The organism is Alicyclobacillus shizuokensis NBRC 103103 (assembly GCF_001552255.1).
Taxonomy (GTDB): Bacteria; Bacillota; Bacilli; order Alicyclobacillales; family Alicyclobacillaceae; genus Alicyclobacillus_G; species Alicyclobacillus_G shizuokensis.
This window is the reverse complement of record NZ_BCQV01000037.1, coordinates 22435-46842: the sequence shown is the minus strand read 5'-3', so window position 1 is coordinate 46842 and position 24408 is coordinate 22435. Positions and strand designations below refer to the sequence as shown.

Sequence of the window (24408 nt, the reverse complement as noted above, 5' to 3'; positions counted from 1 at the left end):
TCCCAGGTGCTTTTTGTGTTCTATGGCTTTATCGTTCCCAGCATACGTTTGACAGGCATTTTGGTGAAGACAACCCCAAATTGCGTTCTCTATCTTTTATCTGTGGTATGGTCAAAATAAGCATTCCGAATGACGGATGCTCTGAAAGGGGCGAGAAGGTGGAACTTCAGTGGTGGACACCGCATCAGTACCAAAATATTCGACCCTATGTAGACACCGTGTTGCTTGGCGCCTGGCAGCTGGAGCCCTTTGACGTGGCCATTCCGTACGGTGCATCTCGCATCATCTGTCAGCAAATCGTCCACCGCTTGACAGAGCGTTATCAGGGACGGATCGCCTCGTTGGAGCTGGGGGCCACTTTTCGCCTCACGTCTGCACCGGAAACGCCGGATGTACCCCAGTGGCTGGAGAACGCACTGCACGATTCGATAGACCCTGGTATTCGCTTTGGCATCGTGATGGTCGACAGGCAATTACCCAGGAGCTTTCAGCGGCTGAGCAGCGACAGCATGGAATGGCTCGTCTGTGATTGGTGGCAGTGGCTATCACGTCGAATACCTGCTGCCCGACACCAGGATGCATGGATGTATCTGTCTATGACCTCGATGGATTATCGATCCCGGCCCGAGTTCCACAGCCTTGGTGTCTCGTCGGCCACTGCCGAGTCCATGCACAGGGAGGGAGAGCGCATCATGGAGGTCTGGGTGCGAGTTGCCGCAGCGGCGGTGGAACGCATGTGGCAGGAAACGGCCCATGCCCATGCTCAGCGGCAAGCCCCGATTGGAGCAGACCAATCCCAACTTGACACGTGAAAGTTGTGAAAGATAAGATGAAAGCGTGCAGCAGACATCTCGTTTACATACTCCCGTCGAGCGCTGGGGAGCTAGAGTCTGCCACTATTTGCAGGAAAATTTCGTTTTGAGGGCCGAGTCTGGCAAAGGGAAACACTAAGACTGGGATATGGAAGCTCAGGGCAGGTGATGAAACAGAATGCTGAAAAAGGCGTATGATTGGATTGATGAGCGGTTGAATGTCACCCCTTTGTGGCGCGATGTCGCCGACCATGACGTGCCGCCTCATGTCAATCCGGCTATCAAGATGTCAGCTTTTATTTACTGTTTCGGCGGTCTCACCTTTCTAGTCATCACCACCCAGATTCTCTCCGGCATGTTCTTGGCCATGTATTATACGCCTGACATCAACAATGCCTGGTACAGTGTGAAGTACATTGACGACCAGGTGTTGCTCGGCCAAGTTGTCCGGGGCATGCACTTCTGGGGTGCCAGCTTGGTCATTGTGATGATGTTCCTGCATATGCTGCGCGTGTTTTTCACAGGCGCCTACAAGAAACCCCGAGAAATGAACTGGGTGGTTGGAGTCCTTATCTTCTTTGTCGTACTTGCCTTTGGATTCACCGGTTACCTGCTGCCGTGGGATCAAAAAGCCTATTGGGCGACCAGCGTGGGTGCACAGATTGCAGGTTCCATCCCGTGGATTGGCCCTTGGATTCAAACCCTGCTGTTGGGAGGCCATTATGTGGGGGCTTTGACCCTGTCGCGCTTCTTCGCCATCCACGTCTTTTTTCTGCCCGCTGCTTTGCTTGTCCTGTTGGCCCTACACTTTATCATGATCCGGACCCAACACATTTCAGGGCCGCTGTGAGGACAAGAGTCAGGCGAGCCATCATCGAGACGTCGCAGTGCCGATTGTGCCTGAAAGCGAGGAGATACGGATATGGCTGAAGGCGAGCGCATTCCAGGTACCCCGAGGTACCGGCACAGTTTGCAGGTGCATTCAGGATATGAGCCGTTTTTCCCAAATTTCTTGCTCAAGGAATGGATAGTCGGTGCCGTATTCCTTTTTGCGTTCGCGCTGTGGATTGTGTTCAATCCAGTGGATTTAGGGCCAAAGGCCAATCCGGATGACACAACGTTCATCCCGATTCCCGATTGGTATTTTCTTTTTCTCTACCAAATTCTAAAGTATTATCCGGGATCCCAGATTGTCGTAGGCGTCGTCCTCGTGCCGCTCATCGGAACGTTGCTTCTGCTGTTTACGCCGTGGCTAGATGTCTCCACAGAACGGCACCCCTACAAACGCCCGCTTGCCACTGCTGCTATGGTGCTCGTGACCTTTCTCGTCATCTGGCTGACCAACGAAGCGCGCGTTCAGCACTTGGCAGAAACCGGACAACTCAGTAGCAACGCCAATCTGCCCCAATTGAAGCAGGTGCCTGCTTCACAAATCAAATTCAGCAACACCAACATGCCCGGATACAAGCTGTTTGAGTCCACGTGCGCCACTTGCCACGGGTCGAAGGGCGAGGGGCATATCGGGCCCCCGATTTACGCCATCGGTCACTTCTGGGATGAAAATCAACTCAAGGGCTTTGTCGAAAATCCAAGTGGGGGTATGCCGCCGAAAGGCGGGCTCTCCAGCGACAAACAGGTTGATCAGGTGGTGGCTTGGCTCGTCAAACAGAGTCACAGCGGCGGAGGGTATTGAGGTTGCAGCCGCAACTCGACATCGGATTCGTACGGGGGGCGTGCGTCCCCCTGTGCCGACCTCGCATGTATTGGATCAGTCAAATGTGAATCCCTCGCCCAACACCTCATGTACATCGTTAATGACCACAAACGCCCTCGGGTCAGTCTCTGTCACGATTTGTTGAACTCGAGTAACCTCTTCTCTTGGCACCACGCAGTAGACGACTGGACGGTCTTGTCCGGTATATCCCCCGGTAGCCTTGAGGATGGTGGTCCCGCGTTCCAGCCGTTCGTGAATCGCGGATGCGATTTCCCGGTTGCGATCTGAAATGATGGTCAACGCCTTGCCCGTCTTGACACCTTCAATGACGAAATCAATCACTCGACTGGCCACAAACAGGGCCACCAGCGAATACATCGCAACTTCGCGTCCCACCTCAATGACGACCAAACCGATGACACACAAATCGATGGCGAACAGGACTCTGCCCATGGCGATCCCGTACCTGTGGCGCACCAAACGGGCAATGATGTCGGAGCCCCCCGTGGTCGCACCGGATCGAAAAATCAATCCCAGGCCCAAGCCGGTCACGACTCCGGCATACAGGGCTGCCAACAAGGGGTCATGGGTGGGGACCTTGAGCTGACTGGTCAGCGAGGTGAACAATGAGACCGCTCCGACTCCGACCGCCGTCTTCACGATGAATCCGACGCCAAAGATGCGCGCTCCCAGAAACAAAAGCGGGATGTTGATGATAAAGAAGGTCAATCCGACTGGCCAGTGGAGCTTGTAAAACAAGAGCAGCGAGATGCCGACGAAGCCGCCTTCAGCAAGATGATTGGCCACCAAGAACGCATTGAGGCCCAATGAGTATATCAAGGAACCGGCCAGGATTTGAATCCACTTCCAGATCTCTTTTCCGAGGTGTCGCTGCTGCATCCAAAAACTCCTTTAGCCGAGAATGAACACAAGGCGTCGAAAAGACGTACCATCCGCCAATTCTAACCTCCATTATAGATTTTGGCAGTCATTGGGGCAAAATCGGTGTGGCCACATGAGCGCCAACAACAAAAGCAGGCTGACCCAGCCAAACAACGTATAGCCGAACGCCACCATGCGAGTGAAACCCACGCTGCTGAGCGCCGCGGCCAACAGCAACAGAACCAAATGGTAGAGGTCGCGAACCCAATCGGGGCGAGTCAATCGCCGGGGAACGGGCATCTGACTGCCGATGGCGTACACGTTGCCCACCAACGTGGAATAAATCTCGCCCCACAAAATGAAGCTGAACAGCCATTGTAGCAAGCCGCCGTATTGCGATGCGATAAATCCCATAGGAACCGCGTAACGGATCGCCTGCGGGTGATGGACCAAGAGCGTGAACGTCACGGCTACCAGCATGAATCCGAGCGCCACGGCACCAGACCGCGCGCCCGCCTGCAGCACCCGACGGTCCTGTACCTTGCAGCCGAGCGGTATCAGAACGCCAGCGGCCAATCCGGTATTGAAGGCGACGTACAGCACGGCGTACATGCCCGCCGTGAGGGGCTTGGGGGTCGACAGGAGAAAACCGGCCTCAAGCGCACGCTGGACGCCATTTGGAACGCAGGCGGACCGGACAGCGGTGGTCAGGATAACGGCAATCAAGACGGGCACAATGACGCTGTTTGCTCGCATCACGCCGGACATGCCACGCAACAGGGTGAGAAAAGTGACAGCCAAGGTCACCCACACGCCCAACGCGAACGGCAAACCGAGGCTCTCCCGCGCCATTTCACCGGTTCCGGCCATCATGGTGGCGCTCACGCCGAACAGCATCAGCAGGAGAATCAGATTGACAGCGCCCCCCAGCCAGCGGCCGAACAGGTGGATGGCCACATCGCGAAAGGATTGAGCCTGCAAGGAGGACCCCAAGGCCATCATGCGATACCCAATCCAACTGAAGAAAGCTACAGAAGCTAGGATGGCCAATACACCCCAGAATCCAAACCGGCCGTAGAACTGGTAGATCTCTCGCCCCGAAGCAAAGCCAGCTCCCACCACTGTGCCGATGTAGGTGCAGGCGACCTGGAAAGCGCGCACGCGCTGTGTACCGGTCATGGGACATCCCCCCCCTTACACCATATGGCCGAGCCCACGGGTTCAGACCCTGGACATGTTTGTCGAGACAAGCCATATACATAAATCAACCCCCGTCAGGATGAAGCGAGGAGAGATGCCATGACCCATCTCCAAGCCGTTATCTTGGGCGTTGTGCAGGGAGTTACAGAGTTTTTGCCGATCAGCAGCTCAGGACACCTGGTTCTGTTGCAACGGATCTGGCACATTGGAAATGAGCAACTGTTGTTTGTGGTGTGCGTGCACGTGGGAACCTTGGTGGCAGTGGGTGCGGCCTTTCGGCGAGACATCCGATGGCTGATCCAACATCCTTGGTCGTGGACAGCGCGCATGTTGTACGCGGCGCTGATTCCCACAGCCGCGGCCGGCATCCTGTTGGAAGACTGGTTTGAAAACGTGTTTGCCCACGGTGGGACGGTGGGGCTCGAATTTGTCATTACCGGTGTCATCCTCTGGTGGATGGACAGTGCCCCCACGTTCGGCAAGCTGGAGGAGGACATGCAGGTTTGGGACGCCCTGTGCATTGGGGCTTTCCAGGCAGCCGCCATCCTCCCCGCATTATCCCGTTCTGGCCTGACCATAGCTGGCGGGTTGTGGCGGGGAATGGACCGCCAGGCGGCCGGACGCTTCTCGTTTCTTCTCTCTATACCTGCTATCCTGGGAGCGACGGCAGTGCAGCTGGAGGAGCTGATGGAAACCCCGTCGGTTCTCGCGCACGTCGAATGGTCCAATCTCGGATTGGGTATGGCAGCGGCCGCAGTGAGTGGATACGTCGGCGTGCGAGCCACCTTGTGGTTGTTGCGGAAGGCTCGCATGCGCGTGTTCGCCGTATATGTATGGGCGCTGGCAGCCTGGATTCTCCTTGACCAGGTGACGTTGCACAGGTGGTTCCCACCGCTGTTTTGATCCGCGCACCCGGGTAAGCGGCGAAATACCTACGGATGTGGTTGAGGGTATTTTGCCGCTTGCCCCTTCACTTGGAATACGCTCATGACATGGGCGATGAAGAGCAGATCCAGGAGGCTCGACGCGCTATTGAGTTGAGCCTGACTCCATGAGGTTGCCCACGTGATAGAGGCGGATTTTGGCGGCGATCCAGCTGCAAACGCGTGTGTCACGCTCTCTGGCGTTGCGTGCGCCGCCGGCGGCTATTCGCGCGCACGCGAACGGCGGGGGCTGGAGTCCCCCATGCTCGATGGGGGAGATTCCCAGACATGATGGTGACGGCGGTGCGACATATCCGCCAGGGAGAGCATGGACAGACCGCACCCAGGCGCTCAACGCGCGCGCCTTACCAGCAGGCGCAGGCGCTGCATCAGCGTCCATACCAGCGACAGCGCAAGCAGAGCGGCAATCAGCCAAGCCCAGGCCGTGACCCCGTGCCACATGGTCACCATCCATGGCGATCCACTGGCCCCGCTTGTGGCAGCAGCAAATACGGGCACCTTGTCGGCCAGCGCGTGCGCCACCGGTCTGCCCACACCGAGCAGCCAAAACAGGACGGTCACTCCTGCGGCCAAAACGGCATGCAGAAACCGAGCCACGAAGTAGGGCGTCATGCGGATATCCGTCTGGGTCAGGACGCTGGCGACCTGAGCGTGAACCGCCAAACCGCTCCAGGCAATAATGGCGCTGACCAGGGCAACTTTCTGCAGCATGGGTGCACTGGAGGCCGCAGCCTGGGCTGTGCCGATGTCAATCTCTAAGAGTCCGGCCATCGTAGGGCTCATGAGGCTGGGATGGATGCCCGACAGTTGATACAGAAAGGCCACTGGCCAGCCGATGACGCGCATCAAGCCAGACAAATTCAGGATCTCGATAAGCACGGCAAAAAACACGATGAAGCCGCAGATCATGAGGAGGGTTTGTACCGACTCCGTGACAGCCGCACCGAGCAATTTGCCGAAACCACGGCCATCCTCCTCGCGGGCTTTCATCATCTCACGATAGGCGCGGCGCAGGATATTCCCGCGTTCCTGAACCGCCTGCGAACGAGTGACGTCGCTGCCACGCCCCCAGAACTTAAAGGTGACGCCCACCAGGAAAGATGAAACGTAGTGCGCAACGGCAAGCAGGGCTCCCAGTTCCGGACTCTTGAACATCCCAACGGCCACGGCGCCAAACATGAATAAGGGGTCTGCTGTATTGGTGAAAGCCAGCAACCGTTCTCCTTCTACTTGTGTGCACATCCCAGTCTCGCGAAAGCGTGCTGTGACTACGGCATCCATCGGATAGCCGGCCGCCAGCCCCATGGAGAGGGCGAAGGCGCCCACACCGGGGACGCTGAACAGGGGACGCATCAAGGGTTCCAGCAGGACGCCGAAGCCCCGTACAATTCCCAGGCCCAGCATCAATTCCGACAGGATGAAAAATGGCAGCAAAGACGGGAACACCACATCCCAGAACAGCTTGAGCCCGACTAATCCCGCTTCCACGCTCTGCTTGGGATAAATCACCAAAGCTATCGTGAATACGACGACAGCTGTCCCAAGCAACAGGGTCGAGAGCTGGCCGCTTTTCCACCATCGCTTCAACCGCTTCATCTCCTTCATCGCGGCACACCGCCACAGGTCCAAGACATCACTAAAACATATGTCCAAGCCCAAGGTTTATGTTTTAGGGACGGAGTTCGCTATAATAGCAGACAAAGGCAGGTCAGAAACGAGGGACGTCCGTGACTATCACCGAGATGCAACAGCGCATCGATGCCTATATCAGCCAGTTTCGAGAAGGCTACTTTTCCCCGATGACCTTGGTCGTGCGGCTTGCCGAAGAGTTGGGAGAGCTTGCACGGGAGGTCAACCACGCGTACGGAGAAAAACCGAAGAAGCCAGACGAGCCAGAGGGCAGCATCGCCCTGGAATTGGCTGACATGCTGTTTGTCATCGGCTGCCTGGCCAATCGCTTGGAGATTGATCTCGACGAAGCTTTCCGCTCCGTCATGCACAAGTTTGAGACACGGGACCACGACCGCTGGACCCGCATCAAACCTGCGGAGACGAGCCGTTCCCGTGCCGACCAGTGAGCCTGCGTTGGAGGTTACGTGCATACAAACGGCTAGTTTGCTGAAAAGACAGCGCTAAGAGAAGCAGGAGGATATAAATGCCAGATCCGATTCGAGTCGCGATTGCGGGGATTCACGGCAAAATGGGGCGGGAGGCAGCACAAGCGCTGAGTGCCGACGAGCGTTTTGCCGTTGTGGGAGGGCTTGTGCGTAGCCGCGGACAAGCCCAGCAAGACTGGCCAGTGTTTCAGGACAAGTCGGAATTGTTGCTAGAAACTCGACCGGATGTATGGTTGGACCTCACCGATTCCACGAGCGTGGTCGAGCACGTTGATTTCGCCATTGCCAACGGTATTCGGCCGGTGGTTGGAGCCACCGGCTACGGGGAAGCGGATGTCAAGCGATGGCACGAGGCCTGTTTAGAGCGGGGCATCGGCGGGATCGCAGCCCCTAATTTTGCCATTGGGGCCCTGTTGATGATGCGGTTTGCCCGCGAAGCCGCTCGGTTCTTGCCAGCCGCGGAGATCATTGAACTGCATCACGCTGGGAAGAAGGACGCTCCGTCCGGCACCGCGCGCAGAACCGCCGAGCAGATGCGAGGGGAACTGGGGAGGGACGTGCCCATCCACAGCGTTCGCCTGCCGGGCTTGGTGGCCCATCAGGAGGTGTTGTTCGGCGGCACCGGCGAGGTATTGACCATTCGGCACGACTCGCTGTCACGGCAAAGCTTCATGCCGGGCATCTTGGCCGCCTGCGCGGAGGTCGGCCGCGTTCGCGGCATGGTCCATGGTTTGGAACACATTCTCTGGTAACCGGACAGGAGTGAACGGAATGAACATCGCACTCATTGCACATGATGCGAAGAAGGAACAACTGGTCAATTTCGCCGTCGCCTACCAGCACATCTTCGCCCAGCACACCCTGTTCGCCACGGGCACGACAGGACGGCGCATCATGGACGCCACGGGTCTGCACATTCAGCGCGTCCTCTCCGGTCCATACGGCGGAGACCAACAGATTGGTGCGAAGATAGCAGAGGATGCGATGGACCTAGTCATCTTTCTGCGCGATCCGCTTACCGCCCAGCCGCATGAACCGGATATCTCAGCTCTCCTGCGCTTGTGCGACGTTCACGACATTCCGGTCGCCACCAATCTGGCGACGGCGGAAGCGTTGATGCGGGCGCTTGAACGCGGTGACCTGAACTGGCGCAAGGCGGTGCACCCTGAGGGGTCGTGACGATGCGGATTGGCATCAGTTGTTACCCCACCATCGGGGGTTCTGGCGCTGTGGCCACCGAACTCGGCAAGGCTCTTGCCCACCGCGGCCATCAGGTCCATTTCATCGTCACGGACGTGCCTTTTCGTTTAGGCGAGTTTCACCAGAACATTTACCTGCACGAAGCCGATACCATGACCTATCCGGTCCTGCGCACGCCGCCCCACGACTTTACCCTGGCGGCGCTGATGGCCGACGTGATTTCGCAGTACGATTTGGAGATCCTGCACGTCCATTACGCGCTCCCGTTTGCTGTATCGGCGTTTCTCGCGCGGGAGATGTTGCCCGGCCACCCGGTGCGCGTGGTGACAACCCTACACGGAACCGATGTTACCGTGCTCGCGCAGGACAAGAGCCTGTATCGCGTGATTCAACTGGGATTGACCAAAAGCGACATTGTAACCGCCGTCAGCCACAGCTTGGCCCGCCAGACCCAGGAGCTGTTTCACATCGATACGCCGATTCAGTGCGTGCATAACTTTGTCGATCCGAACGTGTTCCATCCCGCGGCCACGGGCTTGCGTGAGTGCTTTGCCAGGCCCGGGGAACGGATCTTGTTGCACATTTCGAATTTCCGCAAGGTCAAACGGGTGCTCGACCTGATTCAGGTGTTTCACCTCGTCAATCAGCGCATCCCGAGTCGGCTGTTGTTGGTCGGGGAAGGCCCGGAGTTGAGCGCGGCACGGGAACTGGTGTCCGGACTGGGATTGCAGGAGAGGGTCCACTTCCTGGGCAAACAGGACGAGGTCGCGGAGCTCTATCAGGCGTCCGATGTCTTTCTCCTCGTGTCCGAAAAGGAGAGCTTTGGTTTGGTCGCGCTCGAGGCCATGGCGAGCGGAGTGCCCGTGGTGGGCACCACCGCCGGTGGCATCCCCGAGGTGGTGGCGGACGGAGAGACTGGACTGCTGGCGCCAGTGGGGGACATTTCGCGGCTGGCCCAACTGGTGATGCGACTGTTGACGGATGAAGCCCTGCGTTTGCGCATGGGGGAGGCGGGTCGAGCGCGGGCGATGCGACTGTTCTGTCTTGAAGACAAGGTGGCCGAATACGAGCGACTGTACGAGCAGGCTTTGGGTCAGGAGAGAGCCCAATGACCAACTCATTTCCCCGCTTGCCGGAACTTCCCGATGACGTGTCCGGTGTGATGCGGACGTTGCTTGAACACGGCAGCCAGGCCTATCTGGTCGGCGGCTGCGTCCGCGATGGACTGCGCGGGCAACCCGTCTACGATTACGACATTGCCACCGATGCACGTCCGGATCGCATCCAGCAATGGTTTCCGCGCACCCTGGCGACCGGCTTGCGGCATGGAACGGTCACCGTCTGGACAGGCAAGAGGCCGGTGGAAGTGACCACCTTTCGCACGGAATCGGCGTACAGTGACGGGCGCCGTCCGGATAGGGTGACGTTCACCGACGACCTCGTCCAGGACCTGGCTCGCCGCGACTTTACCGTCAACGCGATGGCTGCAGACATCTCGGGCCACATTATCGATCCGTTCGGCGGCCTGGCCGACCTGGCGCAAAGGTGCCTGCGGGCGGTGGGGAATGCGCGCCATCGCTTCGCTGAAGATGGCCTGCGCATCGTCCGAGCCCTGCGCTTTGTCAGCCAACTCGGTTTTGCGATTGAGCCACAAACCCTGACAGCGATGCATCAAGAGGCGCAACGGTTGCAAAGCGTTTCCAACGAACGCTTGGGCCAAGAGATGCGTCGCATGGTGCAAACCATGTGGTGGCTGGCCTGGCCCCTGTGGAGCGCTGGCCCGTGGCTGACCGTGTATCCGCATCCGTGGCCAAAGTGGCAGCCCGCGCTGCGGGAAGGAGCCGCCGCCGTCGGAACGACCGAGGCCGCGCAGGCGCGCTTTGGCCGACGCTGGCAAACTGTGCTCCTGGACTTGGGCTGGCAGCACGAGTGGGCGACGGTCAGCGCATGGATGTTTTGGCTGAGCCGCCTGACGGGGGCGTCGACCGACGAGACGGTCGAGGCTATCCGCCGCTTCGCCTGGCCCAAGCAAGTAGGACGAGACGTTCAGAACATGATGTCCCTGGCCGTAGAGGATCCAGTCGATTGGTCGGATTGTGCCTGGCGTGAAGCCCTGTTTGAACGTCCGGCCGCCCTGGTCGGTTGGGTGTGCTTTGTGTTCGATACGCTGTCTCCGGTCACCCAAAACCGGCTGGCCATGTTCAGGGACAGACTGCGTACCCAGCCCCTGCACCGGCTGTCGGAGTTGGCCGTGAACGGCCATGATGTGGCCGCGCTCGGTCTGCGCGGAAAGCAGGTGGGGGATGCGCTGAGATTGTTGGCAGAGGCCGTTTTGCGCAGCGAGATCGAAAACGAACGGTACACCTTGCTGCAATGGCTGACGCAGCGATTGTCAGACCTGCATGCTTCGCACCGCGAAGGAGGAGGCCTGCGATGAGCGTAGAATCCGCCTATTCTTCCAACCTATGGGAAGTCTCTGTGCGCGATCAAATCCTTGCCGCCTTTCTGGCCGCCAAGGAGCACCGTGTCTCGGGCGCCCAGTTGAGCCGACAGCTGGGCCTGACGCGCGCCGCTGTCTGGAAGCACATTCACAGTTTGGAACAATTGGGCTTTGAGTTTTCTGCCGCCACCCGTCGCGGTTATCAGCTGGAGAGGGTTCCGGATTTGTTACTGGGCCCCATTTTGTGGCAGCGCCTGCCGGAGCAGGCGCGGTTTGGCCGCCCCGTGGTCTGGCAGCCGGAAGTCGATTCGACCAACGTATTGGCGCTTCGCTTGGCACAACAGGGTGCACCACACGGGACTTTGGTCAACGCCCTGGTCCAAACTGGCGGACGCGGCCGACGGGGCCGAAGCTGGGTGTCCCCGTCCGGGGGGTTGTGGCTGTCGCTGATTCTGCGCCAATCGCTGCCCCTGGCGGTGGCGCACGAGTTAACCCTGGTGACCTCGGTGGCTGTATATCGCGCCATCCAAAAGCAAGCTGCGTTTCCGCTGAGTATCAAGTGGCCCAACGACATCCTTTGCGACGGGCGCAAGGTCTGCGGCATTCTGGCTGAGATGCGAACCGACGGCGAGACGGTGGATTACGCGGTGCTCGGCATCGGGATCAACACCAATGTACAGCCGGTCGACCTGCCTACCGACCTGAACGCCAAAGCCGCCTCGCTGGCCGCGTACCGCGGGGAGCCGATTTCCCATGTCGATCTTACAGCGGACATCCTGACCGAATTGGAGCCGATGTACGACCGGCTGGTCGAGGGTCAGTCCGCATTTCGCCAGGTGGCGGACGAGTGGAGAGCCCACAGTGCGACGCTGGGGCGACGTGTAGAAGTGACCGTAGGCCACAATACATATCAAGGACTGGCAGAATGGTTGGATGACGACGGGGTCCTCCAACTGCGGCTCGACAACGGCGTCCGGCTGCCAATTCATAGTGGGGAAGTGCTGTTGGCCCAAGGTGAATCCCAGCCTTAGCCCAACCGCTTCCTCGGCCTCGACACTTCGTGTGCCCCGCATCCACCCCGTCAGATCAGCCCATCCTAAGCCGAGGATGGGAGGGGTTTTCATGCCGGGAGAAACCGAAATGGTTTTGCGCGCCCTGCAGGACATGGAATCCAGGCTGCAACATGGGGCGGCTGGTCCGAAATCCGACGTGATCAGAAGTTTAGAGCAATTTTGGCAGATGGCCCAGGATAGGATACAGGAATGGTCAAACATCTGCGATCAAATCCTGGACCTGGCCGCCCGCTGCGACGAAGTCAGTGGGCGTGCGCAGGATGAGAAAGCGGCGTCCCTGGGCCACTGGTTGTCCACGGTGCTGCCACCGCTGGACCCCGAGGGCGGCGAGTGGTTGGACTCGTTGCGCCGAGGGCTTGGCTATTTCGATCTAGCCATGTACGACGACGCCATCTCCTCGCTTGCCCAGGCGGCATCCTCTGCCCCGGATCCACTGCCCGCCCGTTTGCTCTTCGCTTCCGCCCTGCGCTTGGCCGGGCAACCTCAGGCGGCCCTGAACCAAGTCCGCTCGATTTTGGCCCAGCAACCTGACGAGATCGTGTACTGCGCCGCCTGCGAGATCGCCGCACAGGTCTATTTTCAATCCGGTGAACTCACGCAGGCCGTTTACTGCCTGAACGAAGTCGTGGCTATCCTGCCCGACTACCCCGACACGTGGCATAATTTGGGGATCTGCTACGGAAAGATGGGCGACTGGCCGGCGGCGGCTACCGCCTTCCAACAAGCGTTGGAGCTGGGCCCGGGTCCAGACACGGAGACGGCCTGTCTCTTGGTGCAGGCACTCATGAATCTGGGCGAACACGCTGAAGCCCGACGGGTGGCAACCCAGGTCCTGGAGGAGCGCCCTCGGCATCCCGGGCTCCTGTCTTTGCTGTGGCGGCTGGCGGTCAAGTCTGACGACTGGCAACAAGCCCAGGGGTACGCCTGCAAGCTGGTGGAAGCAGCACCGGCTGAACCGGGCAATTCGATTCGACTGGCGTTTTCACTGTGGCACACCGCCGGTCCGGGAGCGGCCGTCGCCGCGCTGAAAAAAGCCATTGCCGCCCAGCCTAGCCAGGCTCGCCTGCTCTCTGCGTTGGCCATTCTTCACTGGCTGAGGGGGGACGCGGCCGCGGCTCGGCGCGTGGTGGGAGCGCTGCCAGAGGCCATTCGGCAGGGACCGCTGATGCGCACGCTGATATCCCGCATGAACTCGGATAGGGCAGATGCGAGCGTCCCGCCCCATTGACCCCCATTTTGGTACAATAGGGACAAGCCACAGGCAGGGGGGCCTGCATCTGTGAAACTTGTGGTCATCGATGTTGAAACCACCGGTTTGTCACCGGATCAAGATGAAATTATAGAAATCGGCGCGGTGGAGTGGACGGAGGACGGAATTGGAGAACAATTCCACAGCTTGGTGCGCCCGACTCGTCCGGTCCCCGAATCCATACTAGGGTTGACCGGCATGACGATGTCAGAGCTCGCATCGGCCCCCACATTGGAAGAGGTGCTGCCGCGCTTTTTGGCCTTTATCGAAGGGAAGCCTTTAGCTGGCCACCATGTTGGTTTTGATATCGAATTTCTAACCCACGCGTGCGAGGCGGTTGGCTATGTGCTGCCGACGGCCGCGGATGGCTTGGATACAAGGGACCTGTCGCGCGTCCTGTTTCCCTTTGCGGGCAGCCACCGTCTGCAGGACGCCGCTGCCCGGCTGGGCATCCAGGTGGAGCAAAGTCATCGAGCGCCAGCGGATGCCCTGACCACCGCCCGTGTCATCAGCGGTTTGTCGCAAAAGGCCTTGGCTTTACCCCACCTCACGCTGCAGGCGTTGGTGCGGTTGGCCAGCCTGTATTCGGCCGTCACCGGACAATGGCTGGCAGAACTGGCGGATAGGCAGGCCGCACACGCTCCGAATGCCCTGCCAGAAGGGTGCGAGACGATTGACCAGCTCGCCTTCCGTTCGGCCAGCTCGCGCCCAACCAATAGGCCCAGCCAGACAACGGCGAGCGAAGATTGGACGAGTGAATCGGAGCGGCTGCTGGCGGCGGACAGCCCGTTATCGGCCGCCTTGCCGGGATTTGAGGTCCGGCCCGGACAGCAGAAGATGGTCACTGCCGTGGCGGACGCCTTGCAGCAGGACCGGCACCTGATTGCCGAAGCGGGCACGGGTACGGGCAAATCGTTGGCCTATCTCATCCCCGCCGTGCTGTACGCCAGGCGCAACGACACGCGGGTGGTGATTTCCACCCATACGATAGCCCTGCAGGACCAAATCGCTGAGCGAGATTTTCCGACGCTGCGGAGCGTCATTGCCGAACCCTTGAAACTCTCGGTGTTCAAGGGCCGCACCCACTATATCTGCATGCGCAAGCTGCGACACGAATCTGAGCTTCTCGGTTGGACGCACGTGCCGGAGGAGGTGCGGGCGTACATGCGCCTGTTGGTCTGGCTGACGGAGACCGAGACGGGCAGCCGGGAAGAATTGGCCATGACCGGAGCCGAGCAGAGGGTGTGGCCGCGAGTGCAAAGCGAGAGCGAAACCTGCATCAACAAGCGCTGCCCCTTCTTTAAACCGTGTTTCTACTTTCGGGCGCGCGCCCAGGCTTACGACGCGGACGTGGTCGTCACCAACCACGCCCTGGTCATGACCGACCTCAAGGCCGAGAACCGGGTCCTTCCGCCGTACGAAAAGCTCATCGTCGACGAGGCCCATCACCTGGAGGAAGAGGCCACCCGGCAGTTGGGAGAAGAGGTGCGCCACGGGCAGATACGCGCCCTCTTGGCGCGATTAGTGCGCGATCACGGTCGGCAAGGTGTCCTCCCCGAATTGCATGAGCGACTCACAGAACAGGGACGGACCAGCCTCGTGGCCGACGTGTCCGAATTGATGGATATCTGCCAGGAGTTCGAGTCGCAGTTGAACCACGCGTTTGCCGCCCTGGCTAAAATCATCCCGCCGCATGCCAACGAGCTTCGGTTGACGGCGCAGATACACAGCCACCCGGCGTGGCCTCAGTATGCCGGCGCCGTGGCGGAACTCAGCCAACTCTGGCAGCGAGCGCAGGGCAAACTGTCCCGTCTGGCCGACGCAGCCGCGGCCAGTGACGACGAACTGGCTGGGCGTATGTTGGATGCAGTCGGCTATTTTCCCGCGCTGGGGGCCGCCATCGAAACGATGGACAAGGCGCAGGAGGAGACGCCGGAATGGGTGACGTGGATTGAAGCCGGCGCCGAAGTCAGAGGCGCATCCGCGCTGCGGAACGTGAATCTCTACCGGACACCGTTGGACATCGCTCCCATCCTCGAGGAACGTCTGTTCGCGAAGAAAAGCTCGGTCGTCTTGACCTCCGCCACGCTCTCCGTCGAAGGCCGGTTCTCGTACGTCACCCATCGCCTGGGGCTGGCCAACTTCTCCAAATCCGGGCGACTGGCGGAGGTGAAGGTGCCGTCCCCGTTCCAACTGCGGCGTCAGGCTTTGCTCTGCGTGCCCAACGATGCGCCAGAGCTGGCCAAGATGGAGACCCACGATGCGGCTTTGTGGCTGGCTGAGTCGGTGTATCGATTGGCCATGGCCAGCCGCGGCAAAATGCTCGTGCTGTTCACCAGCCATCAACTGCTCAGGGCCACCGCTGCCCACGTGCGCGATCCGCTCGTGGGCGCCGGGTACCAACTGTTTGCGCAAGGGCTGGACGGAAACCGCTCGCGCCTCCTGGAGGCGTTCCGCCAACACCCGCATGGGGTGCTGTTCGGCGCACAATCGTTTTGGGAAGGCATCGACCTACCCGGGGACCAGCTGCGCACCCTGGTCATCGTCCGACTGCCGTTTGCGCCGCCGACACATCCGGTCACCAAGGCGCGCCATGAGCAACTGGAACAGCAGGGACAAAGTGCCTTTTGGCACGCCAGTCTGCCCGAGGCTGTGGTGCGGTTCCGCCAGGGATTCGGGCGGCTGATTCGTACGAGTTCGGACCGGGGTGCCGTCATCTGCTACGACCGGCGCTTGGTCGAGAGTCGGTACGGCCGCGTCTTCGTCCGCTCCCTGGACGGCGTGGTGCCCATATACGCGCCGGAATCGGAGGTGATTGGCAAGGTCCAAACGTTCTTCCAAGTGTCGGATGCATGTTCACCACGGCGCGCTGTACACTAACGGTGCAGCATGGGTGACCGGAGGGAGGCGCTTGCCGTGCACACGATGTGGAAGGGAGCGGTCAGTTTTGGACTGGTCAACGTGCCCGTGCGGATGTTCGCGGCAACCGAGTCCAAGGACATCAAGTTTCGGTACCTGCACAGAGAGTGCAAGACGCCGATTCAATACACGCGCACTTGCCCGCATTGCGACCGGCCTGTAGAGTGGGATGAGATTGTCCGCGGGTACGAATATGAGCCGAACAAGTTCGTGATCTTCGACGATGACGACTGGAAACAAGTCGAAAAGTCCCGGTCGCACACCATTGACATTGTAGACTTTGTGAATCTGGCCGACATCGATCCGGTGTACTACGACAAGACGTATTACCTCGCACCCGAAGCGGCCGGGGTCAAGGCGTACCAACTGTTGCAGAGGGCCATGCGGGAAACCGGCAAGGTGGCGGTAGCCAAAACCGTCCTGCGCAACTCGGAAACCCTGGCGTGCGTGCGCGTCTACGGCCGCGTGCTGGTGGTGGAAACCCTGTTTTGGCCAGCCGAGGTGCGAGGCACGCAGGAGTTGCCCAACATCGACACCCAACCCGCGGTGAGTGACCAAGAATTGAATATGGCCATCACGCTGGTCAACCAATTGGCAGGGCCGTTTGAACCCGCCAAGTATACCGACGAGCGGCGGCAGACGCTGCTGGGCATGATTGAGAAAAAGCTGCGAAATCAGGAGGTGGCTATCGCCCCGGCGGCGGAAGAGGCCGAGACCAACATCGTGGACCTCATGCAGGCGCTCCAGGAGAGCATTCGCCGCAGTGCGAACAAGCCAGATGCCGCCGCAACCACTGCTCTGACAGAAGGTGTGAAGCCCAAGCGAGGGCGCCGAAAGCGCAGCTCGTAGCGGTTACGGCGCCGCAGAGGCTGGCCAATGAATGGCTTCGACCACTGGATGGCGCAGGGCCCCGGAATCCGTCCAATCCAGATAGCGGATGTGCAGGCGGATCCCTGGAGGGAGGGACCACAGCTCCCGCGGTCGCGATGTGGTGGGGGCCGGGCTGGCGCTGGCCCACAGCGCGGCCCAATCCTCCTGGCGAATCCCTGTCGCCACCGCACCAGCCGGGTGCTCCAGATCCGCCCGTTCCCCGACCAGGACCGACGCTGGCCGACCGTCGCGCACTGTGAGAAACAAAGCATCGAGGGTGATATGGCGCCAACACTTGACTTTCTGCCAATCGGTCCGCTTTTCCCCCGGGTAGTAGCGGCTTCCCGCCCGCTTGCCGACCACGCCTTCCATGCCGAGAGCCTGCATGCGTTCATACAGGTCACGCCCGTCGCTATAGTTGTCGCATACCTGTATAACCCCCGACTGGCTGACAGCCTCGCGCAGCGCTTCCTGGCGCCGTTCAAACGGACTTTCGAGCAACGATTGTCCCGATAGCTGCAGGCAATCGAAAGCCATGTAAACAACCGGGATCTCCCGCCGTGGTCGCCTGGCCAGATCGCGCCGCAACACACGCCGAAAGTCGGGTCGTCCGTCCGTTCCCAGGCTGACGACCTCGCCGTCGATGACAAACGCATCCTGCGCCTGTTCTTTGGCCCACGCCACCAGTTCCGGATACAGGTGGGTGCGCACCCTGCCCTTGCGGTTCCACAACCGCACCTCGTTTCCGCGCCGCTGCATCAGCATCCGCACCCCATCCCACTTGACCTGGAAAAACACACCCTTGTCCGTACTGGGGGCGGACACGAGCACCGGTTCCATCGGCATCAGTCCCGACCAGTCGTCCGTCATCGCACCCTCCTGCCATAGATTGCTTGTATGCCTGCATCCGGTATGCGCACACCTATAGCGAACGGAGGCGACACGCATGCGGCTGCAGAGCGGCGAAATCCTCTTGACCAATCCCGACAAACTCATGTGGCCCACAGCGGGCGTGACCAAGTTGGATTACGCACGCTACCTGCTCACGCTGGCACCGTACATGCTGCCGCACCTGCGCCAGCGGCCGATCACGATGATCCGCTTTCCCGACGGCATCGAAGGCCCGTCGTTTTACCAACGCGATGTCCCGTCGGGGGCACCCGACTGGGTGCGCACCGTACCCGTATGGTCGGATGAACGGCAGGCACATATTCGCTACGTGCTGGTGGAGAACGCGGAAACGCTGCTGTGGCTGGCCAATCTGGCCTGCCTTGAGTTTCACATTGGCTTCACCCGCGCCGGCAACGACCAGGAGCCTGTTGTGGTCGCCTTTGACCTGGATCCGTCCGTGCCCGGGTTTGAGCCTGTGCGCGAGGTGGCGATGCGGCTGCACGAACTGTTGAGCAGCCTGAACATCCCGCACGTCGCCAAAACATCGGGCGCCACCGGACTGCAGGTGTTCATTCCGTTGACCGCAGGCCACACGTTTGCCGAAACCCGCACCTTCACCCGCGCCGTGGCTCAATACCTGCAGCAGCAGCTGCCGCGTTGGGTGACCCTGGAGCGGCGTAAGCGGGATCGGGGCGACAAGGTGTACATCGACTATCCCCAATTTGGCCGCCACCGCACCTTGATTGCGCCATACAGCGCGCGAGCGACGGAGCAGGCTACCGTGTCGGCGCCGGTGACCTGGGATGAGCTGGCGCACGGAGCCTGTCCGGAGTGGTTTCGGATCGACAACATGCCGGACCGGGTGCAGAGGATGGGAGACCTTATGACGCAACAGCCGTCGGCAGATTTGCGTGAAGTGTTGCGGCTTCTTGCCCGGACTGCCAAATCCGTCCGCAATCCCGTATAATTTGATCATCCCGCCAACTCCCCGGAGGCTTGGCGGGGCCGATACATACCCAACGGAAACAGGGGCGAATCCATGCAAGCACAATACGCCATTATCGGCGGCACCGGCGTCTATGACCCGGCGCTGCTTGAACACCCGGCAACCCAGGTGATTAATACACCCTTTGGAAGCAGCGAAGTTACGGTTGGGCGCTTTCACGGCAAACACGTCGCGTTCATTGCACGGCACGGACGCGGGCATCAGGTGCCGCCGCACCGCATCAATTACCGCGCCAATATCTGGGCCCTGAAGCAACTGGGCGTGGAGCAAGTGTTCGCCACCACCGCGGTCGGATCGCTCAAACCGGACATCCACCCCGGGTCCTTTGTGATTGTGGACGATTTTTTGGATTTCACCCGTTCGCGGCCGCTCACGTTTTTCTCCGAAGGCCGCGTGGTGCACATCGATATGTCCGATCCGTACTGCGGCCGGTTGCGCGCGCGGCTGCGGGGATGCGCCGAGCAATTGGGCATCCCGGTGCGTGACGGCGGCACGTACGTGTGCACGGACGGACCCAGGTTTGAAACGGCGGCCGAGATTCGCATGTACGCCGAGTTGGGCGGGGCGGTGGTTGGCATGACCAGCGTCCCGGAGGTGGTGCTGGCCAAGGAGTGTGAACTGTGCTACGCGACGGTGTGCATGGTCACCAATTACGGCACCGGCTTGTCGCCGACACCGCTCACCCACAGCGAGGTGGTGGAACAAATGGCCGCCAACGTGCCGCGCCTGCGCAACCTGTTCTTCACGGTCATTGATCAACTGGACGGAACCCGCACCTGCGCATGCCCGCACGCGGTCAGCGGACAGGGCGAACTCAGCGAGGAGGGGAAATGAGCTGAACGCACTGGAATGGACCGGCCGTACACTGCGCCTGCTGGACCAACGCAAGCTCCCTCGCGAGGCGGTGTGGGAGGAATACTCGGACGCTGAGGAGGTGGCCGCGGCCATCGCCGCCATGAAAGTGCGCGGAGCACCGGCCATCGCCGTGGCAGCGGCCTACGGAACCGTATTGGCGGCGATGCGGTTGACGAGCGGAGAGGACGTCCGTGGGCAACTGGAGCAAGTACTGCAGACAATGGAAGGAACCCGCCCCACGGCCGTCAATCTGTTCTTTGCGACCCAACGCATGCGCGAGGTTGTACAGAACTGGGACGGCGCCAGCCTGAGCGCCCTGCAACAGGCGCTCGTGGATGAAGCCCACCGGATGGCGGAAGAAGACCTGCGCATCAATCGCGCCATTGGACGCTACGGGGCGGATTTGTTCCCGCAGCCAGCGCGGGTGACGCTGCTCACCCACTGCAACACGGGTGCGCTGGCGACCACGGGTTATGGCACGGCGCTCGGCGTCGTCCGCGCGCTGCACGAGCGAGGTCAGGTGGCCCGCATCTACGTGGATGAGACGCGCCCGTATTTGCAGGGGGCGCGCTTGACCGCCTACGAACTCGGCCAAGAAGGCATTCCCCATACCCTGATCACGGACAATATGGCCGCCTACTTCATGCAGCAAGGCGCCATCGATGCGGTGGTGGTGGGAGCCGACCGGATTGCGGCCAACGGCGACACCGCGAATAAAATCGGAACCTACGGGCTGGCGGTGCTGGCCGCCTACCACCACGTTCCATTCTATGTGGCCGCGCCGGTATCCACCTTTGACCTCGGTGTCGCGACCGGATTGGAGATCCCGATTGAGCATCGGGGAAGCGAGGAGGTCACACACTTTCACGGGTTGCGGGTGGCTCCGAAGGGAACCCCCGCCGCGCATCCAGCCTTCGACGTCACCCCTCACGACCTGATCACGGGTATTATTTGTGAAAGAGGGGTTATCCGACATCCCAACGCGCAGCGGATAACCGCCGCTTTATCGACAGAAATAGCCAAAACGGGAGCGAAGGCCGGGGGTGGATTGCATGAAAACCATTCTTGAGGTGGGCGCGGCCGTGTGCTCAGCACAAGAAGTGTACAACGAACCTGTGCGCATCGTCATCGAGGACGGCATTATCCAAGCGGTGACACCACTGGCACAGGTGGGAGTATCCGCCGACAGAGCGAGGACAGACTCTTGGCGTGGGGAGGCGGGGGTACAGTACATACGCCGGCCTCGTACAGTGGCCATACCGGGTCTTGTCAACACACATGGGCACGCGGCGATGACCCTGCTCCGCGGGGCTGGAGACGACCTGCCTTTGATGCGGTGGCTGGAAGAAAAGGTGTACCCGATGGAAGCGAAGCTGACCCGGCAAGCGATTTATTGGGGAACCCAGTTAGCCTGCTGGGAAATGATTCGCTCAGGCACAACCTGTTACACGGACATGTACTTCCAGATGCACGACGCCGCCCAAGCGGTTCTGGAAAGCGGGATGCGTGGCGTTCTGTGCTGGGGTGTAGTGGGATTGGACGACTCCGGACGCGCGGCCGGGGTGGCGAATTCACGGTCGTTCGTGAATCAGTGGAAAGGGGCCAGCAGCCGCCTTTTGGTCACGTTGGGGCCGCACGCCCCATATACGTGTCCGCCCGACTATTTGCGCGAAATCGCCGATCTCGCGGGAGAACTCGGGGTGCCGTTGCAAATTCACCTATCGGAAACCCGGGGCGAGGTGGAGCAGAGCTTGCAAACCTACGGAAAAACTCCGATCGCCCAGGTCGAAGCGTGCGGCCTCTTGGAACACCCGGTGTTGGCGGCTCACTGTGTACACGTGAATGAGGACGACATGGATGTGCTGGCGGCGCGTCGAGTGCATGTGGCCCACAACCCGCAAAGCAACCTCAAACTAGGCTCCGGGGTTGCGCCTGTGGCCCGCATGCTCGAAAAAGGCATTGTGGTGGGATTGGGTACCGATGGAGCCGCAAGCAACAACAATCTGGATATGTTCGAGGAGATGCGGTTGGCGGCCACTCTGCATAAAGGTGTGACGATGGATGCAACGGCGGTGCCCGCCCCGACCGCCTTTCGAATGGCGACCGAGGAGGGCGCCAAGTGTGCGTTCTTGCCGGCGGGGCACGGCACACTGACCAGCGGGGCGTGGGCGGACATCACCCTGTTGGACTTGGACAGCCCCCACTTCGTGCCAATCCACGATTTGCTTTCCAACGTCGTTTACGCGGCGGGAGCGGACGACGTAACCGACGTGTTTGTGGCCGGGCGACAACTATTGTCCAACCGCGAATCGCTGACCCTTGATGTCGAGCGCATTCGGTATGAAGCCCGGAGCCTCGAAGCACACTTGAAAGCACAGTGAACCCAACCGTTGCGACACCAACAGCGGACCCTAAAACAGGGTCTGTCAATCCCGGGACAACGTCGCTCGCAAGGAACGCGTCGCTTGCAAAGGATCTGCTTCCTCTGAGTCCAAAATCGCCTCCAGCCACCAGCGGATATTCTCGGTAGGCCGCAAGGGTGGGTTCTGGTGCGGCCGTTCATCCAGGTTCTGGCGTTTCGGCATTCAGCACCCTCCTCTTGGCGCATGAACAGGCGGCGTTGTCGACGGTCCGCTTATGTGGCGCGTGTTCCTAGTATGAGCGAGGGATTTGGGCGTATGTGACGAGAAAGCTGGCAGGAGAGGAGACAACTCATGCGCATACTGGTCTGCAACGACGATGGCATCCAAGCGCCGGGAATTCGTGCGCTCGCACAGGCGTTGGCTGACCTGGGAGAGGTCACCGTGGTGGCACCCGATGGTCAACGGTCGGCATCCAGCCACGCCATGTCTCTGCACGCAACCATCTGGACACAGCGGAGAAGCCTGTCTATCCCCGGAGTTCAAGCGGCATACGCGGTCGCCGGCACACCGGTGGACTGTGTGAAATGGGCGATAGCCGAGTTGGCCACGCAAAGTCCATTCGACCTGGTGGTCTCAGGGATTAACCAGGGGCCCAATCTCGCCACCGATGTCCTCTATTCGGGTACAATCGCGGCCGCGGGAGAAGCGGCCGTACAAGGCATACCGGCCGTAGCGCTGTCCTTAGGCGGACCCCCGTTTCCGTTCGCGCAGGCGGCCGCAAAGGCGCTGCAGATCCTTCGAGATTTGGATGAGTTTCCATGGCCTGAGGATACATTTTTAAGCATCAATCTCCCATCGACCGTCCATGCGGAAACCAGAGTTGCCGTTACTCAGCTGGGTGTCCGCGGTTTTCGCGATTCCTTTGTGGTTGCGGATAAGAACGGAGAGCGGACAGGGTACCGCTACATGGGGGAGGAGTTGCAGGAGCCGAGGGGAGAAGAGACCGATGTCGCGGCCGTACGGCGTGGTGAGGTGAGCGTGACACCGCTGCGCTACCATTTTACAAATCACCAGATCATTGATAGTCTAAAGTTGTATTTGGCAGGTGATGCGGCCGATTCAAGTGCCAGCACCCCGCCTGTGGGCGCACGGGCGGCCGGGGCGCACGAGCGCATCATCATCGGTACGCACACCTGTACACGAACCGACGATTTGTATCAGTTAGTCGATTTCTTGAACCGCAACCTGAAGAATAAGGATGTCATCTTTGGCCTGTCGTTAGACAAACAACAACCGGATAAAATGATCTTAACGTTGTATCGGGCGTGAACAGATGAACACGAGTAAGATATGGGTGATTACGGGCACCATCATCGTCTTGATGGCACTTGTGAGCATAGGCATGACCCTGTGGAACCAAGTCCGCGACGAGTGGGATGTCGAACAGTCTTCCGCCCAATACGCCTTGAATCACTCTCCCCTGGAGCGCATCGAAGGACATGCACTTTCCACAGGCGCAGGCGTTCAGGAAGTGTTTTACGGGCGGGACATGTTCGGACGGTCGTGGTACACGTTTGTGACGGACAATCCTCGCCACGCCTACGCCGTCCCGGCTTCGCAAGTGCTGGTCAAGAGCAGGGTCGAACAGTTGGCGGAGCGCGCAGGCGTCACACCGATTGACGCGGAGCCTGCGTATGTTCCATCCTCCTTGGCGAAGACGCTGCCAGCTAGCCGTCACGTGGTTTGGGAAGTCTATGGAAAGCAGCGGAAAAATGGACGCTCAGAGTATATTTTTTATGATGCTGTAAATGGAAAACTTTTGTGGAAATATATGTTGTCAACATAACGTGGTGTTGCGTGGTATACTCAGCAT

At 60.1% G+C, this 24408-nt stretch carries 24 protein-coding genes; 19 read left to right on the top strand and 5 right to left on the bottom strand.

Annotation, left to right across the window (positions count from 1 at the left end; genetic code table 11):
• Window positions 1-158: 158 nt before the first annotated feature.
• The 3 genes from ASH01S_RS13890 to ASH01S_RS13880 all read left to right on the top strand — a co-directional run bounded on the left by ASH01S_RS13890 (window position 159) and on the right by ASH01S_RS13880 (window position 2505).
• Complete coding sequence (locus tag ASH01S_RS13890; protein WP_067929049.1) at window positions 159-812, top strand: hypothetical protein; 654 nt, start codon at window positions 159-161, stop codon at window positions 810-812.
• A 178-nt stretch (window positions 813-990) separates the two neighbouring features.
• Entirely contained in the window at window positions 991-1662 is a 672-nt protein-coding gene (qcrB, locus tag ASH01S_RS13885) for a menaquinol-cytochrome c reductase cytochrome b subunit (protein WP_067929048.1), read from the top strand.
• Between the two features lie 72 nt (window positions 1663-1734).
• The gene (locus ASH01S_RS13880) at window positions 1735-2505 is read left to right on the top strand and encodes a menaquinol-cytochrome c reductase cytochrome b/c subunit (RefSeq protein ID WP_067929047.1); all 771 of its coding nucleotides are present in this window, start codon (window positions 1735-1737) and stop codon (window positions 2503-2505) included.
• 75 nt (window positions 2506-2580) lie between these two features.
• On the opposite strand, the gene ASH01S_RS13875 is transcribed toward ASH01S_RS13880, so the two are convergent.
• Both ASH01S_RS13875 and ASH01S_RS13870 read right to left on the bottom strand, forming a co-directional pair.
• Window positions 2581-3426 carry a YitT family protein gene (locus ASH01S_RS13875; protein ID WP_067929046.1) on the bottom strand — a complete coding sequence of 282 codons (846 nt, stop codon included), beginning with the start codon at window positions 3424-3426 and terminating at the stop codon, window positions 2581-2583.
• 72 nt (window positions 3427-3498) lie between these two features.
• A complete protein-coding gene (locus tag ASH01S_RS13870) occupies window positions 3499-4587 on the bottom strand; it encodes a YkvI family membrane protein (RefSeq protein ID WP_067929045.1) in 1089 nt (362 codons plus the stop codon).
• A gap of 120 nt (window positions 4588-4707) precedes the next feature.
• Here ASH01S_RS13870 and ASH01S_RS13865 point away from each other — a divergent pair, with 120 nt between their 5' ends.
• On the top strand, window positions 4708-5511 hold the full coding sequence (locus ASH01S_RS13865) for an undecaprenyl-diphosphate phosphatase (protein ID WP_067929044.1): 804 nt from the start codon (window positions 4708-4710) through the stop codon (window positions 5509-5511).
• 371 nt (window positions 5512-5882) lie between these two features.
• Here the strand turns inward: ASH01S_RS13865 and spoVV are convergent, their stop codons facing one another.
• Window positions 5883-7139: a dipicolinic acid transporter SpoVV gene (gene spoVV, locus ASH01S_RS13860; protein ID WP_373278583.1), complete on the bottom strand. Its 1257-nt coding sequence runs from the start codon at window positions 7137-7139 to the stop codon at window positions 5883-5885.
• 155 nt (window positions 7140-7294) lie between these two features.
• Between spoVV and ASH01S_RS13855 the strand changes: the two genes are divergently transcribed.
• The 9 genes from ASH01S_RS13855 (at window position 7295) to ku (ending at window position 17399) form a co-directional block, all read left to right on the top strand.
• Window positions 7295-7630, top strand: coding sequence for a nucleotide pyrophosphohydrolase (locus ASH01S_RS13855; protein WP_067929053.1), 336 nt, complete (start codon window positions 7295-7297; stop codon window positions 7628-7630).
• A gap of 77 nt (window positions 7631-7707) precedes the next feature.
• Window positions 7708-8421 carry a 4-hydroxy-tetrahydrodipicolinate reductase gene (gene dapB, locus ASH01S_RS13850; protein WP_067929043.1) on the top strand — a complete coding sequence of 238 codons (714 nt, stop codon included), beginning with the start codon at window positions 7708-7710 and terminating at the stop codon, window positions 8419-8421.
• A gap of 19 nt (window positions 8422-8440) precedes the next feature.
• Window positions 8441-8848, top strand: coding sequence for a methylglyoxal synthase (mgsA, locus tag ASH01S_RS13845; protein ID WP_067929042.1), 408 nt, complete (start codon window positions 8441-8443; stop codon window positions 8846-8848).
• 2 nt (window positions 8849-8850) lie between these two features.
• Window positions 8851-9981, top strand: coding sequence for an N-acetyl-alpha-D-glucosaminyl L-malate synthase BshA (gene bshA / locus ASH01S_RS13840; protein WP_067929041.1), 1131 nt, complete (start codon window positions 8851-8853; stop codon window positions 9979-9981).
• Window positions 9978-11306, top strand: a complete 1329-nt coding sequence (locus ASH01S_RS13835; protein ID WP_067929040.1) for a CCA tRNA nucleotidyltransferase — start codon at window positions 9978-9980, stop codon at window positions 11304-11306. The genes bshA and ASH01S_RS13835 overlap by 4 nt, the downstream gene beginning before the upstream one ends.
• Window positions 11303-12340 (top strand): biotin--[acetyl-CoA-carboxylase] ligase, encoded by a 1038-nt coding sequence (locus ASH01S_RS13830; protein ID WP_067929039.1) that lies wholly within the window; start codon window positions 11303-11305, stop codon window positions 12338-12340. Before ASH01S_RS13835 ends, ASH01S_RS13830 begins: the two co-directional genes overlap by 4 nt.
• Before the next feature lie 91 nt (window positions 12341-12431).
• Window positions 12432-13610, top strand: coding sequence for a tetratricopeptide repeat protein (locus tag ASH01S_RS13825; protein ID WP_067929038.1), 1179 nt, complete (start codon window positions 12432-12434; stop codon window positions 13608-13610).
• Window positions 13611-13661: 51 nt separating this feature from the next.
• The gene (locus ASH01S_RS13820; RefSeq protein WP_067929037.1) at window positions 13662-16511 is read left to right on the top strand and encodes a helicase C-terminal domain-containing protein; all 2850 of its coding nucleotides are present in this window, start codon (window positions 13662-13664) and stop codon (window positions 16509-16511) included.
• 45 nt (window positions 16512-16556) lie between these two features.
• A complete protein-coding gene (gene ku / locus ASH01S_RS13815; RefSeq protein ID WP_245629089.1) occupies window positions 16557-17399 on the top strand; it encodes a non-homologous end joining protein Ku in 843 nt (280 codons plus the stop codon).
• Between the two features lie 3 nt (window positions 17400-17402).
• Here the strand turns inward: ku and ASH01S_RS13810 are convergent, their stop codons facing one another.
• Window positions 17403-18290, bottom strand: a complete 888-nt coding sequence (locus ASH01S_RS13810) for an ATP-dependent DNA ligase (protein WP_067929035.1) — start codon at window positions 18288-18290, stop codon at window positions 17403-17405.
• 76 nt (window positions 18291-18366) lie between these two features.
• On the opposite strand from ASH01S_RS13810, the gene ligD reads away from it, so the two are divergent.
• The 4 genes from ligD (at window position 18367) to ASH01S_RS13790 (ending at window position 22553) form a co-directional block, all read left to right on the top strand.
• A complete protein-coding gene (gene ligD, locus ASH01S_RS13805) occupies window positions 18367-19278 on the top strand; it encodes a non-homologous end-joining DNA ligase (RefSeq protein WP_067929034.1) in 912 nt (303 codons plus the stop codon).
• A gap of 72 nt (window positions 19279-19350) precedes the next feature.
• Complete coding sequence (mtnP, locus tag ASH01S_RS13800) at window positions 19351-20151, top strand: S-methyl-5'-thioadenosine phosphorylase (RefSeq protein WP_067929033.1); 801 nt, start codon at window positions 19351-19353, stop codon at window positions 20149-20151.
• Window positions 20069-21241, top strand: coding sequence for an S-methyl-5-thioribose-1-phosphate isomerase (mtnA, locus tag ASH01S_RS13795; RefSeq protein WP_373278582.1), 1173 nt, complete (start codon window positions 20069-20071; stop codon window positions 21239-21241). The genes mtnP and mtnA overlap by 83 nt, the downstream gene beginning before the upstream one ends.
• A complete protein-coding gene (locus ASH01S_RS13790; RefSeq protein WP_067929032.1) occupies window positions 21225-22553 on the top strand; it encodes an amidohydrolase in 1329 nt (442 codons plus the stop codon). Before mtnA ends, ASH01S_RS13790 begins: the two co-directional genes overlap by 17 nt.
• A 45-nt stretch (window positions 22554-22598) precedes the next feature.
• Here the strand turns inward: ASH01S_RS13790 and ASH01S_RS18570 are convergent, their stop codons facing one another.
• On the bottom strand, window positions 22599-22757 hold the full coding sequence (locus tag ASH01S_RS18570; protein WP_157067148.1) for a hypothetical protein: 159 nt from the start codon (window positions 22755-22757) through the stop codon (window positions 22599-22601).
• Between the two features lie 129 nt (window positions 22758-22886).
• Between ASH01S_RS18570 and surE the strand changes: the two genes are divergently transcribed.
• Window positions 22887-23864: a 5'/3'-nucleotidase SurE gene (surE, locus tag ASH01S_RS13785; RefSeq protein WP_083517184.1), complete on the top strand. Its 978-nt coding sequence runs from the start codon at window positions 22887-22889 to the stop codon at window positions 23862-23864.
• A gap of 4 nt (window positions 23865-23868) precedes the next feature.
• Window positions 23869-24381, top strand: a complete 513-nt coding sequence (locus tag ASH01S_RS13780; RefSeq protein WP_157067147.1) for a hypothetical protein — start codon at window positions 23869-23871, stop codon at window positions 24379-24381.
• The last annotated feature ends 27 nt before the right edge of the window (window positions 24382-24408 follow it).